Annotated in this window: 16 protein-coding genes; 10 read left to right on the forward strand and 6 right to left on the reverse strand. The window is 30.3% G+C overall.

The genetic code is table 11. The annotated features are described in order from the left end of the window. Window positions 1–37: 37 nt before the first annotated feature. From ACTQYZ_RS05025 to ACTQYZ_RS05035, 3 genes are all read right to left on the reverse strand, one after another. Window positions 38–208, reverse strand: a complete 171-nt coding sequence (locus tag ACTQYZ_RS05025) for a YjzC family protein (RefSeq protein ID WP_138268216.1) — start codon at window positions 206–208, stop codon at window positions 38–40. A 100-nt stretch (window positions 209–308) separates the two neighbouring features. After that, window positions 309–998, reverse strand: a complete 690-nt coding sequence (locus ACTQYZ_RS05030; RefSeq protein ID WP_441023289.1) for a formate/nitrite transporter family protein — start codon at window positions 996–998, stop codon at window positions 309–311. Window positions 999–1,029: 31 nt separating this feature from the next. Further along, entirely contained in the window at window positions 1,030–1,512 is a 483-nt protein-coding gene (locus ACTQYZ_RS05035; RefSeq protein WP_425353955.1) for a peptidylprolyl isomerase, read from the reverse strand. 122 nt (window positions 1,513–1,634) lie between these two features. Between ACTQYZ_RS05035 and glmU the strand changes: the two genes are divergently transcribed. The 6 genes from glmU (at window position 1,635) to ACTQYZ_RS05065 (ending at window position 8,118) form a co-directional block, all read left to right on the forward strand. Next, window positions 1,635–2,996 (forward strand): bifunctional UDP-N-acetylglucosamine diphosphorylase/glucosamine-1-phosphate N-acetyltransferase GlmU, encoded by a 1,362-nt coding sequence (glmU, locus tag ACTQYZ_RS05040; protein WP_441416141.1) that lies wholly within the window; start codon window positions 1,635–1,637, stop codon window positions 2,994–2,996. Between the two features lie 105 nt (window positions 2,997–3,101). Beyond that, complete coding sequence (locus ACTQYZ_RS05045) at window positions 3,102–4,055, forward strand: ribose-phosphate diphosphokinase (protein ID WP_441023293.1); 954 nt, start codon at window positions 3,102–3,104, stop codon at window positions 4,053–4,055. A gap of 20 nt (window positions 4,056–4,075) precedes the next feature. Further along, the gene (locus ACTQYZ_RS05050) at window positions 4,076–4,897 is read left to right on the forward strand and encodes a transketolase (RefSeq protein ID WP_425353956.1); all 822 of its coding nucleotides are present in this window, start codon (window positions 4,076–4,078) and stop codon (window positions 4,895–4,897) included. Then, window positions 4,897–5,832, forward strand: coding sequence for a transketolase family protein (locus ACTQYZ_RS05055; RefSeq protein ID WP_441023295.1), 936 nt, complete (start codon window positions 4,897–4,899; stop codon window positions 5,830–5,832). The genes ACTQYZ_RS05050 and ACTQYZ_RS05055 overlap by 1 nt, the downstream gene beginning before the upstream one ends. After that, entirely contained in the window at window positions 5,832–6,503 is a 672-nt protein-coding gene (locus tag ACTQYZ_RS05060) for a TVP38/TMEM64 family protein (protein WP_441023296.1), read from the forward strand. Before ACTQYZ_RS05055 ends, ACTQYZ_RS05060 begins: the two co-directional genes overlap by 1 nt. A 10-nt stretch (window positions 6,504–6,513) precedes the next feature. Then, window positions 6,514–8,118 carry a CTP synthase gene (locus ACTQYZ_RS05065; protein ID WP_441023299.1) on the forward strand — a complete coding sequence of 535 codons (1,605 nt, stop codon included), beginning with the start codon at window positions 6,514–6,516 and terminating at the stop codon, window positions 8,116–8,118. Window positions 8,119–8,145: 27 nt separating this feature from the next. Here ACTQYZ_RS05065 and ACTQYZ_RS05070 read toward each other — a convergent pair whose 3' ends face one another. Then, complete coding sequence (locus ACTQYZ_RS05070; protein ID WP_441416142.1) at window positions 8,146–10,182, reverse strand: sensor histidine kinase; 2,037 nt, start codon at window positions 10,180–10,182, stop codon at window positions 8,146–8,148. Next, complete coding sequence (locus ACTQYZ_RS05075; protein ID WP_441416143.1) at window positions 10,157–10,858, reverse strand: response regulator transcription factor; 702 nt, start codon at window positions 10,856–10,858, stop codon at window positions 10,157–10,159. The genes ACTQYZ_RS05070 and ACTQYZ_RS05075 overlap by 26 nt, the downstream gene beginning before the upstream one ends. 315 nt (window positions 10,859–11,173) lie before the next feature. On the opposite strand from ACTQYZ_RS05075, the gene ftsE reads away from it, so the two are divergent. From ftsE to ACTQYZ_RS05095, 4 genes are all read left to right on the forward strand, one after another. Beyond that, complete coding sequence (ftsE, locus tag ACTQYZ_RS05080; RefSeq protein ID WP_441023306.1) at window positions 11,174–11,854, forward strand: cell division ATP-binding protein FtsE; 681 nt, start codon at window positions 11,174–11,176, stop codon at window positions 11,852–11,854. Next, window positions 11,823–12,752, forward strand: coding sequence for a permease-like cell division protein FtsX (gene ftsX, locus ACTQYZ_RS05085; protein WP_441416144.1), 930 nt, complete (start codon window positions 11,823–11,825; stop codon window positions 12,750–12,752). The genes ftsE and ftsX overlap by 32 nt, the downstream gene beginning before the upstream one ends. An 11-nt stretch (window positions 12,753–12,763) precedes the next feature. Next, window positions 12,764–13,924 (forward strand): murein hydrolase activator EnvC family protein, encoded by a 1,161-nt coding sequence (locus tag ACTQYZ_RS05090; protein WP_441023310.1) that lies wholly within the window; start codon window positions 12,764–12,766, stop codon window positions 13,922–13,924. Between the two features lie 77 nt (window positions 13,925–14,001). Continuing rightward, the gene (locus tag ACTQYZ_RS05095) at window positions 14,002–15,234 is read left to right on the forward strand and encodes a murein hydrolase activator EnvC family protein (protein ID WP_441023311.1); all 1,233 of its coding nucleotides are present in this window, start codon (window positions 14,002–14,004) and stop codon (window positions 15,232–15,234) included. A 26-nt stretch (window positions 15,235–15,260) separates the two neighbouring features. Here ACTQYZ_RS05095 and ACTQYZ_RS05100 read toward each other — a convergent pair whose 3' ends face one another. Further along, complete coding sequence (locus ACTQYZ_RS05100; RefSeq protein WP_441023313.1) at window positions 15,261–16,256, reverse strand: dipeptidase; 996 nt, start codon at window positions 16,254–16,256, stop codon at window positions 15,261–15,263. Window positions 16,257–16,286: the final 30 nt, after the last annotated feature.

A 16,286-nucleotide genomic window follows, 5' to 3' on the forward strand; every position in this document is an offset into this window, starting at 1 on the left:
TTTTCAGAAAAATATAAATAATAAAACAAACACATTATTAGTTTTCTTCTTTCATCCAACGTCTGCCTTTTTTGCCTGTCGGAGGAAGTCTATCCCCTTGTTCAATATTAACTATTCTTCCATTTTCAATATAAGAACCGTCTTTTTCTACTTCTCTGTATTCACCTGCAGGTAAATCATCAGTACCGGGTTTATATAAATTACTCATAATCTTTTCCTTTCATAATTTATTCTCGGTATTATTTTTCATCAATTTTTGTTAATTATTCAAAAAATATGATGTTAAAATTTACAAAAAAAAGATATCCTTAAGATATCTTCCTTTCACTTTTTTCTTTTATTATTTTACAAACGGGAAAAATAAGTCCGCCAATACTGTTACCCAAAGTTATTACTAAAATTGAAATAAAAGTATTAACATTCCATATTCCGGCAACAGAAAAATAGAACATATCGGCAATACTATGTTCAAAGCCACATAGTATAAAACCCATAACTCCAAATATAAGCCCTAAATATTTACCTATTTCCGTTTTATTGCTTTTATAACCGTCAACTGCTATGTAAATAAGAATATTACAAAGTATTGCAAGAATAAATAAGCTAAGCAAATCCCCTCTTAACTTTGTATTACAAAGATTTACGGCACTCTCATAAAGATTGACAGTTGAGCCAGGAGTATTAAAAAATCTTGTAAGTTTAATCATATTAGCAAGTAAGAATGCTCCAATAAAATTGCCAATCCAAACAATTATTAAATTAAAAGCATACTTTTTATCATTTTCAAATAAATACAAAACTTTTCCAGTAAATAAGTTAAGCTCAAAAGTACAAACACTAAAAAGTCCAACGGAAAAGAGAAACGCACCTATTACATGGTTTTCCATATATAAATAAGCACATCCACCAATTCCTATCATAATTCCTGCTAAAACTGCATATATAAATACAACTAATCTACTTTTACTCATTTTTACCTCTTTATTTTTGCAAAACAAATTTCAGTGAAATACCACTGAACTTTGTTAATTATTCTTCTATTATTTCTATTTTCTTTATTTTTCTTTCTTCAAGAGGTTTATCCATATAATCTGTAGGAGTTTTTGCAATTTCATCAAGAACATCAAACCCTTCAGTAAGTTTACCAAAAGCAGCATATTCACCATCTAAGTGAGGTGCATTTTGATGCATTATAAAGAACTGACTTCCTGCAGAGTTTTTATCCATGCTTCTTGCCATAGATATAACGCCTCTTTCATGTTTTAAATTATTTTCAACTCCGTTTGAAGCAAATTCACCTTTAATTGTATGCCCAGGGCCACCCATTCCATTACCGTTTGGACATCCTCCTTGAATCATAAAGCCTTCAATTACTCTATGAAAGATTAATCCATTATAAAATCCGTCTTTTACCAAATTAATAAAATTTTCGCATGTTATAGGAGCAATATCTTCATATAATTCAACAACCATTACTCCGCCGTTTTCCATTTCTATTTTAGCTTTTGTCATAATAATCATTCCTTTCCTGTTGTATGATGTATTTTACCATATATATTAAATAAATAAAACAAATTTAAAATTTTTGTGTACTTTTTTCAACTTCTTTATTATAATGTTGGTTGGGTGATTATATGGAAAAGAAAAATAATAATGTATCTGCTTTAATCCTTGCAGGAGGATTAGGCACAAGAATGAAATCAGAAAAACCAAAAGTTTTACATGAAATATGTGGTGAAACTTTACTTAAACACGTAATTTTAAACCTTGAAGAAGCAAACATTGACGATATAGGTGTAGTAGTAGGATACAAAGCCGATATGGTTAAAGAAGTTACTGGAGAAAAATACAGTTATTATCTTCAAGAAGAACAACTTGGAACAGGTCATGCAGTAATGATGGCAAAAGAATTCCTAAAAAACAAGAAAGGAAAAATTCTTGTTCTTTGTGGAGATGCTCCTTTAATCAATAAAAACGTAATAAATGATTTTATAAATTATACAGATAAAAATAACTTGGATCTTTGCGTTCTAACTGCAATATTAGATGATGCAAAAAGCTATGGAAGAATAGTTAGAAAAGATGGCAGACTTGAAAAAATCGTAGAACTAAAAGATGCAAATGAAGAACAAGCAAAGATAAAGGAAGTTAATTCAGGTACTTACATTTTTGATGTGGAAAAACTTTTAAAACATTTGGATAAACTTTCAACAAACAATGCTCAAAAAGAATATTACATTACAGATATGATTGAAATATTCAAAAATAACGATTATAACGTTGACGCATTTGCAGCAAAAGAAAGTAGTATAGTTGAAGCAGCAAATAACAGATACGAACTTTCAAAATGCGAAGAACTTTTAAGAGAAGAAATTAATAAACAACATATGCTTGAAGGCGTTACAATCATAAATCCAAAAGCAACTTACATTGATAGAAACGTTAAAATCGGTGTTGATACAGTAATTTATCCAAATACAATAATAAAAAAAGGAAGCATCATCGGTAAGAGAAACGAAATATATGCTTCAAGAATAGAAAACAGCTGTATCGGAGACGAAAATAAAATAGATAACTGTGTAATAACAGATGCAAAGGTAAGTAACCAAAACCAAATTGGTCCTTATGTACATTTAAGACCAAATGCTGATATAAAAGACGGTACAAGACTTGGCAACTTTGTTGAAATTAAAAACTCAACAATCGGAAATGGCACAAAAGTAAGCCACTTAACTTATGTCGGAGATGGTGAAATCGGAGAAAACACTAACGTAGGATGCGGTGTTGTATTTGTAAATTATGACGGTAAAAATAAATATAAAACAAAAGTAGGAAACAACTGTTTTGTAGGATGTAATGTAAATCTTGTTGCACCTATAACAATAGAAGATAATGTATATATAGCTGCAGGTTCTACCTTAACAGATGATGTGGAAAAGAACTCTCTTGCTATTGCAAGAAGCAGACAGACTATAAAAAAAGATTATAAAAAATAATAAATTTTAGATTTAACAATTTAAAAACATATAAAATTTTGTTATAATGTGTTTATAAATAGTTTAAAACTATTTTAAATAAATATAATTTATGGGGAGTAGAAAATGATAGAATCTTTTTCAGACATTTGTTTACTTGCAGGTAATTCAAATAAGGCTTTAGCACAAGAAATAGCAGACAATTTAGCATTACCTCTATGTTTAGCAAAAATCGGGAAATTCTCTGATGGAGAAATTAATGTTACAATTAACGAATCTGTAAGAGGAAGAGACGTTTTTGTTATTCAATCGGTTTGTTCACCGGTAAATGATAATTTAATGGAATTATTAATTATCATTGATGCATTAAAAAGAGCTTCAGCAGGAAGAATAACTGTTGTTATGCCATACTATGCTTATGCAAGACAAGACAGAAAGGAAAAAGGAAGAGTTCCTATTACTGCAAGACTTGTTGCAGATATGCTTACAACAGCAGGAGCGGACAGAGTAATTTCAATTGATTTACATGCCGACCAAATTCAAGGATTCTTTAATATACCTTTTGATAGATTATTCGGCAGACCAATCATTGCAAACTACATTCAATCTCAAAATGAATCAATGGAAAATGTAGTTGTTGTATCTCCTGATGCAGGAAGCGTAAAACGTTCAAGAAAATTAGCCGAAGACTTAAATGTACCTTTGGCAATCATCGATAAGAGAAGACCTAAAGACAATGTTGCGGAAGTAATGAATGTTATCGGTGAAGTAAGAGGCAAAAAAGTTATAATGATTGATGACATGATAGATACGGGAGGCACTATAGTTGGAGCTGCAAATGCTTTAGAACAACTTGGAGCAGGCAGAATAATTTGTGCTTGTACACATCCTGTTTTATCAGGACCAGCTGTGGAAAGGATTGAAAATTCTGCTATTGACAGATTAATAGCAACAAATACTATCCCATTAACATCTGATAAGAAAATTGACAAGATTACCGTATTATCTGTTGCACCGCTGCTAGCAAAAGCAATTAAGATTATACATACAGGTAAATCTATTAGCTCAATTTTTTCATAAAAAATATAAAATGAAAGGAAATAAAAATTATGGATTTAAAAACAATTGCTAGTAATGTCAGAGTTGGCATTATTACAGAAGTAGCCGCTGCACAAAGTGGACATCCAGGTGGATCTTTATCAAGTGCGGACATCGTTACATATCTTTATTTTGAAGCTATGAACATCAATAAAGATAATCTTGACGATCCAAACAGAGACAAATTTATTTTAAGTAAAGGACATGCATCACCTGTTTTATATGCTGCTCTTGCAGAAAAAGGAATCATCGAAAGAGATGAACTTAAAACATTTAGAAAAATCAACACAAGACTTCAAGGACATCCAGCTATTCATAAATGCCCAGGCGTTGATATGACAGCCGGTTCTTTAGGTTTAGGTTTCCCTGTTGCTGTTGGTCTTGCTCTTGGTAACAAACTTGACGGAAAAGATTCAACAGTTTACTGCTTATGCGGTGATGGTGAAATTCAAGAAGGTTCAATTTGGGAAGCTGCTATGGCTGCAAGCCACTACAAATTAGATAACTTAATCTTATATGTAGATAACAACAACTTACAAATTGATGGACCTATAACAGAAGTTATGTCTCCATACCCAATTGATGAAAAATTTGCTGCATTTGGTTTCAATGTAATCAATGTAGAAGATGGTCATGATTTTGATCAACTTAGAGAAGCAAACGAAAAAGCTAAAGCTTGTAAAGGAAAACCTAGCGTAATTGTTTGTAAAACAGTAAAAGGTAAAGGTGTTTCATTCATGGAAAACCAAGTAGGTTGGCATGGAAAAGCTCCTAGTGAAGAACAAGCTAAAGAAGCTATTGAAGAATTAGGAGGTTGGAAATAATGAGTAAAATTGCTACAAGAGAATCTTACGGAAACGCTGTAACAGAACTTGGTAAAGAAAATCCTAATATCGTTGTATTAGATGCTGACTTAGCAGGTGCTACAAAATCAGGCGTATTTAAAAAAGCTTTCCCAGAAAGACATTTTAACGCTGGTATTGCAGAAACAGATATGGTTTGTTTAGCTGCAGGTTTATCTCTTGCAGGAAAAATTCCATTCGTTTCTACATTCGCTGTATTCGGTACAGGTAGAGCTTATGACGCTGTAAGAAACGCTGTATGTTATCCAAAATTAAATGTTAAACTTGCTTTAACTCATGCTGGTTTAACAGTAGGTGAAGACGGTGCTACTCACCAAATGTTAGAAGATATCGCTTTAATGAACGCTCTTCCAAACATGACAGTTATCGTTCCAGCTGATGATACAGAAGCTAGACAAGTTGTTAAAGCTGCTGTTGAAATCGACGGACCTGTATTCATGAGATTTGCAAGAGCTGCTACTCCAGTAGTATTCGGCGATGACTATAAATTTGAAATCGGTAAAGCTGCAACAATTAAAGAAGGTAATGATGTTACATTAATCGCTTGCGGTATCATGGTTCAAAAAGCTTTAGAAGCTGCTGATGAACTTGCTAAAGAAGGAATTAACGCAAGAGTAATCAATATGGCTACTATCAAACCTCTTGATAAAGATGCTGTAATCAAAGCTGCTAAAGAAACAGGTGCTATCGTAACATGTGAAGAACACTCTATCTACGGTGGTCTTGGAAGCGTTGTTTCTCAAGCTTTAAGTAACGAATGCCCAGTTCCTATGGAATACGTTGCAGTAAGAGATACATTTGGAGAAAGTGGTACACCTGATGCATTACTTGCTAAATACCACATCGATACTCCAGACATTATCGAAGCTGCTAAAAAAGCTGTTGGTAGAAAATAATGGACAAAAAACGGATTACTAAAGTATCCATAATAACTTTGATTATTATCGCTTTATGTATATTCGTTATAGACAAAGTAGGGTACGGTTTCTTTACCGACCCTACAAAACTAAAGGAGTTCATTTCCGGCTTTGGCATATGGGCACCTTTTGTTTTTTTTAGTTTGCAGTTTTTACAGGTTATTATGGCCTTCATTCCGGGAAATGTTCTTGGAGTGGTTGGAGGCGGGTTGTTTGGTCATTTTAATAGCTTTTTACTTAATTCAAGTGCCATTTTTTTTGGAAGCATTGTAATGTTTATGCTTGGAAAACATTTTAGTGAAAAAGTTGCATTAAAGTTTGTAAAACAAGAAACCTATGATCACTACTTGGAAATAGTGTCCGGTAAAAAAGGTAAACTTACATTATTTATTGCATTTTTATTACCCTTTTTCCCAGACGATGCTTTATGTTTAATTGCCGGAAGCAGTAATTTAACATATAAAGAATTTCTTATTTTTTTATTTCTTGGCAGAACTCCGGGAATAATCTATCCTTCCTTCTTGGGAGCCGGAATAATGGGAAAAGATTATAAATTGTTAGTTGCAATAAGTATTGTTTATGGTATTATATTATTTATAATATATATTTTTAGAAACAAAATAATAAAAGATGATATAAAAGATGAGTAAGGAGTAAAATATGCAACCGTATTATATTTTTGTAACAGGTGGAGTAGTTTCATCACTAGGAAAAGGCATCACAGCAGCAAGTTTAGGAAGACTTTTAAAAGCAAGGGGAATTAATGTTTTTATTCAAAAACTTGATCCATATTTGAACTTTGACCCTGGTACAATGTCTCCTTTCCAACATGGGGAAGTATTTGTAACAGAAGATGGTGCCGAAACTGACTTAGACCTTGGACATTATGAAAGATTTATAGATATTAATTGTTCAAATAAAAGTAATATTACTACAGGTAAAATATACTGGTCAATAATCTCTAAAGAAAGAAAAGGAGATTTCCTTGGTGGAACAGTACAAGTTATACCTCATATTACAAATGAAATTAAAGATTTTATTAAAGCAGCAGGAGAAGAATCAGGTGCTGATGTTGTTATTAGTGAAATCGGTGGTACGGTTGGAGATATAGAAAGCCAGCCTTTCCTTGAAGCAATCAGACAAATGAAAAGTGATTGTCCGGGAAGAGTGTTATACATTCATGTTACTCTTCTTCCATATCTTGGCAAAGCAATGGAACTTAAAACAAAACCTACACAACATTCTGTAAAAGAACTTAGAAGTATAGGTATTCAACCAAACATCATAGTTCCAAGAAGTGAACTTCCTGTAAGTGATTCAATCAAAGAAAAAATCGCTTTATTCTGTGATGTTCCAAAAGAAGCTGTTATCCCTAACTATGATGCAGAAACTCTATACGAAGTACCAATGTCTCTTGAAGATGAAGGTCTTGCAGATTATGTTATAAAATGCTTAAACATTCCATCTAAAGAACTTGATTTAAGTGAATGGGAAGAAGTAGTAGGCAAAGTTAAATCAATGAACAAAAAAGTTAAAATTGCTCTTGTAGGTAAATATGTAAGCCTAAGAGATGCTTATTTATCTGTTGCTGAAGCTTTATACCATGGTGGAATAGAAAACGGTACAGAAGTTGAAATAGACTGGATAGATTCAGAAGAAATAAATGAATCAAACGTTAATGATATTCTTAAAGATGCAAACGGAGTTATTGTTCCTGGAGGATTTGGCATAAGAGGAATAAAAGGAAAAATGCTTGCATGTAAATATGCTAGAGAAAATAAAGTTCCTTTCCTTGGACTTTGTCTTGGAATGCAAGTTGCTGTTATCGAATTTGCAAGAAATGTTCTTGGAATAAAAGATGCAACAAGTTCAGAATTTGATGAAAACACAAAAAATCCTGTAATAGATTTAATGCCTGAACAAAAAGATGTTGATAAAAAAGGCGGTACAATGAGACTAGGTTCTTATCCTTGTGATTTAAAAGAAGGCACAAAAGCCTATGAAGCATATGGAGAAAAACATATCTCAGAAAGACATCGTCATAGATATGAAGTAAATAACGAATATAAAGACAGATTGGAAGAAGCAGGAATGATTATTTCCGGTCAATCACCAAACAGACTATTAGTTGAAATGGTAGAACTTAAAGATCATCCTTGGTATGTAGCAACACAAGCTCATCCTGAATTTAAAAGCAGACCTAACAGACCTCATCCTTTATTCAGAGAATTTGTCAAACATGCACTAAACAATAGTGTACAGTAATAAAATCAAAGACCGTTTAATATAACATTAAACGGTCTTTTTCATATTTTCATCATTAAATACTAATTTTGCTTTAAATAAATCTTTATCAATGGATATAGAAAAATCAATATTCATTAAATCTGTAAAGCTCTGTACGATTGATAAACCTAGTCCAAAACCTTCCAAATCTCTAGCTTTATCGGCTCTTACAAACCTTGTTAAAATTTCTTCACTCGTAAAATTCATTTCATAATTTGAAATATTGCTTATGATTATACAAGGTTTATCCTCTTCCCTTTTAAGATCAATATATATTCTTGACTCTGTTAGAGAATATTTAACTGCATTTTGTATTAAATTTTCAAGAATTCTTCCAAGTTTTTCACCATCTGTGTAAACAACAAAATCATCTTCAAAATCAACTTTAACTGTTAATCCATTTTCTTCGATTTTATCGCTAAATTCTCCAATACTTTGGTTTATTATGCTTTTTAAATTTATATCACTATTATTTAATTTAATGTTTCCGCTGGAAGCTTTTGATATTTCAAAAATATCTTCTACCAGTTTTTTTAATTTTTGAGATTTACTATCCAAAATTTCTAAATATTCTTTTGCTTTATCAGGCTTAATATCCTCTCTTTTCATTAAGTCCACATAGTTTATTATAGATGTTAGCGGAGTTTTTAAATCATGAGAAACATTTGTAACAAGTTCACTTTTCATTTTTTCGCTTTTAACTTGTTCCTCAACAGTAGTTTTAATATGATCTTTAAGGCTATTTAAACTATATTCAATTTCTTTATAATAACTCTCATCATTCAAATGTATATCACTATACAAACTTCCATCCCCTAGACTTTTTATATAATAATAAACTTCATCTATATCTCTAACGCTTTTTATAGAATAAACATATAACTTAACAATGGAATATAATAAATATATTAAACAGGCAAAGAAAAATCCTGTCATTAAATCGCTGTAATATCCTATTCCTGCAATAAGCAAAATTAATATTATAAAAGATAGTCCTCCCGATATAACACATCTTGTTATAGAACCTATCATTTTTGAACGTACTTTTTTACTGAAATTTGCTCTAACCCTAGTTGTTTTATATGAACTTGTTATATATTTATATAAACTGCAAGATATAATATTTGTATAATCATATTTAATAGCACAAAGTGTAAGAATTGCAAAAATAATAAGTACTATTTTAAATTCAAAAGCATTTATATTCATTAAAACAAAAAGTAAAATTAATATTCTTATTTCAATAAATGTATCATTAAATAATTTACCTAAAACTTCAAAAGTTTCTTGTAGACCAAATTTATCTTTTATAACTTTAAATAAAACAATTGAAAGTATCAAAAAGAAAATAAAATTAGATATGTTCATATAGGCATTTTTTCTATAATCGTTTAAACTTGAACCAAAGTATCCGTCTTCACTAAAATCATGACTTACGGCAACATAAACAGTTGGAGGTTTTACATTATCTCTCAGAAAATAATTATCTGCATTATTCATATCAAAATTATTTGAAAGATTATATGATACACTTATATACTTTTGGACATTATTTATATAAACATCTGTTGCATTATTGGTAGTATTTATGAAAGTATATCCCTTTTTCTTATAATTACTTTCAAAGGTTTCGAGTGATGCTAAAGTAGTATTTGTATAAATTTCTCCGTTATTATTATCTACAATAAAATATAAAACTTCTGCTCCATAGTTTTCAATTGTGTTAAGCTTTATTGAAGACCTTAGAGTTGGAGATAATTTTTTTATTTCAGCATTTTTATCTTTAACGGAAGTATCAACATATACTTGATAATACTGATAATAAATACTATTATTTAAATTTGCATGAAGATTATCAAGCTGAGAAGCATATTCGGAAGAATTCAAATATCCATTTGAATTTACAACCTCATAAGAACGATTACTAATTATGTCGGCAAAAGAATTAATCATTATCAGCACCGATAAAAACATTAATAAACATATAGAAACGTGGCTAAATAATGTTTTGTCTTTTCTAATTCTTTTCAATTTTATATCCAATTCCCCACACCACCTTTAAATATTTTGGATTTTTAGGATCTATTTCTATTTTTTCTCTTATATGCCTAATATGAACCGCAACGGTATTGTCTGTCATATAAGAAATTTCACCCCATACACTTTCATAAATTTCTTCAATTGAAAAAACTTTATTAGGTCTATTCATAAGTAATTTTAAAATTTTATATTCTGTACTGGTAAGTTTAACCTCCTCTCCATCAATAAAAACCTGTGCGGTTTCTGTATTTAAACTTAATCCCCCAATTGTTAAAATATTACTCGTTTCATCTTTTGTCATATTTCCTAAAACCGTATATCTTCTTATTAATGATTTAACTCTTGCAATAAGCTCCAATGGATTAAAAGGTTTTGTAACATAATCATCGGCACCTATATTTAGTCCAATTATTTTATCGGTATCTTCTGACTTTGCGGAAAGAAAAATAACAGGAACATTCTTTTCTTTTCTTATCTTTGTAAGTGTTGATATTCCATCTAATTTTGGCATCATAATATCCAATACAATCAAATGAATTTCTTCGTTCTTTACTATTTCCAAAGCAGAATACCCATCATATGCTTCAAATATGTTATAACCTTCATTTGAAAGATATATGTTTATAGCTTTTACAATTTCCTTATCATCATCTACAACTAAAATATTATATCTGTCCATTTTCTGTCTCCTAATAAAATTTTAATATGATTATAAAACAAATTTTTTAATATTCATTATGGAAAATATTAATATTTTATTAATATTTTAAAATTTTAAGTTCAATTTTAATTCACTTTAATTTTTTTACTTTTCAACTTTATTTCATTTTAAATTTTTTTATAGAATATATTACCACTGTAAAATTATTAAAATTCGACAATTTAATTGATAATGTAACAAATTATGCTATAATATTTTAATAAATATCTAATAAAATTTCTTAAAAATTAGATGTGTATTTTTGGTATTCAAAAAAACAGGACAGGAGTAAACATGATTACTTTAAAAGACGTATCTTTAATATATGAAGGAGGAGAAAATCCTGCTCTTAAAGACGTTAATATTAACATTGACAAAGGTGAATTTATATTTGTTATAGGTAAGAGCGGTGCAGGAAAATCTTCATTAATAAAATTAATTTTAAAAGAAATTGCACCTACAACAGGCGAAATTACAGTTGCTGGTTACGATTTAAATAAACTAAAAAGCAAACAAGTTCCATTCTTAAGACGTCATGTTGGAGTTGTATTCCAAGATTACAGACTTCTTGAAAACAGAACAGTTTATGAAAATGTAGCTTTTGCAATGGAAGTTATGCAACACAAACAAAGTAAAATACAAAAAAGAGTTCCAAACGTTCTTAGAATGGTAGGACTAAAAGATAAAGCTAGAAAATATCCCAACCAATTATCAGGTGGGGAACAACAAAGAGTTGCAATTGCAAGAAGTATTATAAACAATCCTAAAATACTTATTTGTGATGAACCTACAGGAAACTTAGACCCACAAACCTCAATTGGTATTATGAAACTTCTTCATGATATTAATAAAAGAGGTACAACTTTACTTGTTGCCACACATGATAAAACCATCGTTGATGCTATGCAAAGAAGAGTTATAGCATTAAAAGACGGAGTAATAATTGGAGACAGAAAAGGAGGATACGGCCATTAAACCATCAACTTTAAAGGTTTTTATAAGAGATTCCTTTCAAAATATAAAAAGAAATTCATTAATGAGTGTTGCTTCTATATTATCGGTAGTTGCCGCACTTATTATAATCGGTGTATTTTTGGTATTTGCTCTTAACTTAAACTATATGACACAAGGTATTGAAGATAACCTTGAAATAAAAGTTTATCTTAATGATAACTTAACAGATACACAATTAAATCAAATAAAAACTCAGCTTGAAAGCAGTAAACTTTGTAAAAGTGTAACTTATGAATCAAAGAACGATGCTTTAACAAATTTTAAACAAGACTTTGGGGATAAATCATATCTGTTAAATGGATATGAGGGAAAAAACAATCCTCTACCAGCATCATATATAGTTAAAGTTACAGATTCAACAAGACTAAAAGATATGTATGAATATGCAAAAAATATTGAAGGTGTAAAAGACGTTGTTTACGGTGAAGAAGTTGTTGATAATTTACTTAAATTCAACGATATGGCAAGTATCGTATGCATAGTTATTTTTATAGTTTTAAGTATTGTAAGTATATTTATTATTTACAACACAATTAAATTAACTGTTTATGCAAGAAGAAATGATATCACCGTTATGAAATACGTTGGTGCTACAGATTGGTTTATAAGATTCCCATTCTTAATAGAGGGAAGTATCCTTGGATTACTAGGTTCAAGTATATCAATTTTAATTATAAGAAATATTTATTACTATATAGTAGGATTTATTCAAGGTGGAGGAACAGGGCTTCCAATAGGAAGCAGTATAGCACCTCCGGGATTTATCATGGGGGAAGTTACAATTCTTTTCATAGTATATGGAATTATTATAGGTGCGGCAGGAAGCGCATTCTCAATTAGGAAATTCTTAGACGTATAAAGGAGATAGACATGCAAAAGAAGATAATCCCCTTAATTTTAGTAATGGCATTTATTACAACTTTGGTATTTTCTCCCAATATAACAAACGCCAAAACTAAAAAGCAACAACTAAATGAAGTTGAAAATCAACTTGATACAAAAAAAGATTCTTTGAAAGACAAGGAAAGCACCGCAAGTGATTTAGAAAGTCAAATTGAAAGCTTTGATACAAAAATTTCTAATTTAACAGAAAAAATTAATGAACAAGAAAAAAATAAAGAAGAAATTGAAAAAGAATTAGAAAAATCGCAAAAAGAACTTAGAGAAGCAAAAGAAAAAAGAAAAGAATATCAAGATTTACTTTCAGAAAGAATGGAAGTCATGTATATGTATGGAGACACAGGATATCTTGACTTAATCTTCTCATCAAAAAGCTTTTCTGATTTAATAGGAAAAATATCAACAGTAAAATCACTTGTCAGCTATGATCAAAATATAGTAAGTGAACTTCAAGAAGTTGAAAATGAAATAAACACAAAAACAGAGAAAATTGCAAAAAATAAAGAAGAGTTAGAAAAAGTCATTGCAGACTTAACAGAAAATAAAGAAAGTTTAGATACATTAAGGGTTGCAAAAAATGCAGAACTCACAAATGTTAATGGAGATATTGATGATCTAAAGGCTGAAATTTCAAAACTTGAAGCAAAAAAAGCAGAACTAGATAGTGAAATAGCAGCACAAAGCGGTTCATCATCAAATAATAATTATAATTCCGGAACAGGAAAAGGTGTTCTAGGGTGGCCTACTCCCGGAAATTATTACATAACAAGTTACTTTGGATACAGAGATCAACCTACTGCAGGAGCCAGTACAAATCATGGTGCAGTTGATATTGGAGTAAGTACAGGAACACCTGTATTATCACCTGGAAATGGAGTTGTTACATACTCAGGCTGGAATGGTGGTTATGGTTACGCCGTATCAATAGACTGTGGTAATATAGGCGGAGATCATATTACGGTTCTGCTTGCCCATAACAGCTCACTTGCTGTATCTACAGGTCAAAAAGTATCAAGAGGACAAGTAGTTGCATACAGCGGCAGTACCGGAATTTCAACAGGACCACACCTACATTTTGCAGTATATTGCAACGGTTACGCAGTTGATCCATTAAATTACGTAGACATTTAAAATTTTAAATATAAATAAAAAGGGGTTTTGAATAAATTCATTACCTCTTAAAATGCCTTTTAAAAGCGGAGGGGAAAATGTTAAAAAAATTTATTTCATTTGTATTAATTTTATCAATGATAGTTTCTGTTACATTTCTTCCAAATAATGTAAGTGCAAAAACCACACAAGAAAAACTAAATGAAGTCGAAGAACAAATCGACAACAAAAAAGGAACGCTAAATTCAAAAGAAGATACAGCAAATATCTTAATAACAGAAATTAGCGACTATGAAACAGCTATAAGCGAACTAACAACAACAATCAAAGCACAAGAAGAAAAACAAACAAGTCTTGAAAAACAACTGGCAACATTACAAGAGGATTTAAAAGAAGCAAATGCAAAGAAAGTAAAATATCAAGGTTTGTTTTCTGAAAGAATGGAAACAATGTATATGTACGGAAATACAGGATATCTTGAATTAATATTTTCTTCAACAAGTTTTTCTGATTTAATTAGCAGAATTGTAACAGTACAATCTCTTGTAAGTTATGATCAAAATATTATTTCTGAACTTGAAAAAGTTGAAAATGAAATCAACACAAAGACAAAGCAAGTTGCATCTGATAAAGAAGAACTTGATACATTGGTTTCAAATTTAGAAAAGAACAAAGAAACAATGAACATGGTTAAAGTTGCTAAAAACGCAGACTTAACAAATGTAAATGGAGATATAAATAGCTTAAAGAAAGAAATAGAAAGTCTTGAAGCAAAACAAGAAGCCTATAGTAATCAATTATCTGCAGAAAGTGCTGAGGATACAGATACTGTTTATGATGGAAATGACAGCGACAAAAATGACGGTTCAAGTTCATCAGGAGGTTCTTCAAGTGGAGGCTCAAGCAGCTCAGGAGGTTCTTCAAGCGGCTCAAGCAGTAAGCTTTTATGGCCAACACCTGGAAATTATACTGTAACAAGTGAACAAGGAAGCAGATACTGTCCTTATCATGGATATGAAACACATTCAGGTATGGATATAGCTTTAAGCGTTGGTGATAAAGTAATTGCTCCTGCAAGCGGAAAAATCACACAATCAGGCTGGAATGGTGGATATGGAATATCAGTAACCATTGATGCAGGAAAGATAAACGGAAAACATGTTGTTATTTTACTTGGACATAATTCTAGAGCAGCTGTTTCAGTTGGACAAACAGTAAAAAAAGGACAAGTAGTAGCATATGGAGGAAGTACCGGAAACTCAACAGGACCTCATTGTCACTTTGAAGTTCATGCAAACGGTGCGTTACAAAATCCAAGAAACTGGCTATAAAAAAGAGGTTTAAAAAACCTCTTTTTTTATAGTACATCTTTAAAAACTCTAAGTGCATTTCTATAAAACAATTTTTCTATTTCATATATATTAAAACCTCTTTTTTCAAGAATAGGAATAAGCGTTGGCATACCTGAACAATCTTTCATTTCAAGTTTACAGCTTATACCGTCAAAATCACTTCCAAGAGCAATAACATCGCTTCCACCAATATTTTTTATGTACTCAATATGTCTTACAATATCTTCGTTTTTACTTTCAAAATTTGACATTAATTTATCCAACGCATCATAATCTTTTGCCTTTAAAAGAGCAAATAAACTTTTTTTAGTATTTTCATCTATATCACTTAAAAATAAGCTATAAAAATTTATTCCTATTATTCCCCCTTTATCTGCAATTTTTCTTATCATATCATCTGTTAAATTTCGTGAGTTGTTACATAAACTTCTGGCACAAGAATGAGAAGCAATAAAAGGATATTTACTTATATCACAAACATCATAAAATCCACCGTCATTTAAGTGAGATACATCTACAATCATACCAAGTTCATTCATATATTCTACAGCTTCCCTACCAAACTTTTTAAGCCCTAAACTTTGATCCATTGTATTAGGATAACCTATACAATTTTCATAATTCCAAGTAAGAGCAGCCATTCTAATCCCACAGTCATAATAATATTTAATATTATCAAAACTATTATCCACACTTCCCATATCTTCATTTGAAAGTATGATATTCTGCTTATTATCTTTTATATCTATCATAGATTTTATAAAGTTTATTTTTTCTTCATTTTCTTTTATCATTTTATGAGAAAAGTTTATTAGCTTTTTATAATTATCAATTTTATAATCTGATTTATCTTTTTCATCGAATAATGCAAATACTTGAATAAATGAATCCGCTTTTTTTAGTTTATTTAAATCAATATGAAAATTATTATTGTCAAAATCCAAAATATTTTCATAATACATTTTAGAAAAAGTATCACAATGTAAATCTATTAATTTCATACAACCACCTTTTTTTAATCTATTTTATAT

It is taken from the genome of Anaerofustis sp. LCP19S3_F7 (assembly GCF_052119445.1).
Lineage (GTDB): Bacteria > Bacillota > Clostridia > Eubacteriales > Anaerofustaceae > Anaerofustis > Anaerofustis butyriciformans.

Bases quoted from the DNA above. Each gene is read 5' to 3' on its own strand.
- ACTQYZ_RS05025 (WP_138268216.1), bottom strand. From the start codon at position 208: ATGAGTAATTTATATAAACCCGGTACTGATGATTTACCTGCAGGTGAA.
- ACTQYZ_RS05035 (WP_425353955.1), bottom strand. From the start codon at position 1,512: ATGACAAAAGCTAAAATAGAAATGGAAAACGGCGGAGTAATGGTTGTT.
- glmU (WP_441416141.1), top strand. From the start codon at position 1,635: ATGGAAAAGAAAAATAATAATGTATCTGCTTTAATCCTTGCAGGAGGA.
- ACTQYZ_RS05045 (WP_441023293.1), top strand. From the start codon at position 3,102: ATGATAGAATCTTTTTCAGACATTTGTTTACTTGCAGGTAATTCAAAT.
- ACTQYZ_RS05055 (WP_441023295.1), top strand. From the start codon at position 4,897: ATGAGTAAAATTGCTACAAGAGAATCTTACGGAAACGCTGTAACAGAA.
- ACTQYZ_RS05060 (WP_441023296.1), top strand. From the start codon at position 5,832: ATGGACAAAAAACGGATTACTAAAGTATCCATAATAACTTTGATTATT.
- ACTQYZ_RS05065 (WP_441023299.1), top strand. From the start codon at position 6,514: ATGCAACCGTATTATATTTTTGTAACAGGTGGAGTAGTTTCATCACTA.
- ACTQYZ_RS05075 (WP_441416143.1), bottom strand. From the start codon at position 10,858: ATGGACAGATATAATATTTTAGTTGTAGATGATGATAAGGAAATTGTA.
- ftsE (WP_441023306.1), top strand. From the start codon at position 11,174: ATGATTACTTTAAAAGACGTATCTTTAATATATGAAGGAGGAGAAAAT.
- ACTQYZ_RS05090 (WP_441023310.1), top strand. From the start codon at position 12,764: ATGCAAAAGAAGATAATCCCCTTAATTTTAGTAATGGCATTTATTACA.
- ACTQYZ_RS05095 (WP_441023311.1), top strand. From the start codon at position 14,002: ATGTTAAAAAAATTTATTTCATTTGTATTAATTTTATCAATGATAGTT.
- ACTQYZ_RS05100 (WP_441023313.1), bottom strand. From the start codon at position 16,256: ATGAAATTAATAGATTTACATTGTGATACTTTTTCTAAAATGTATTAT.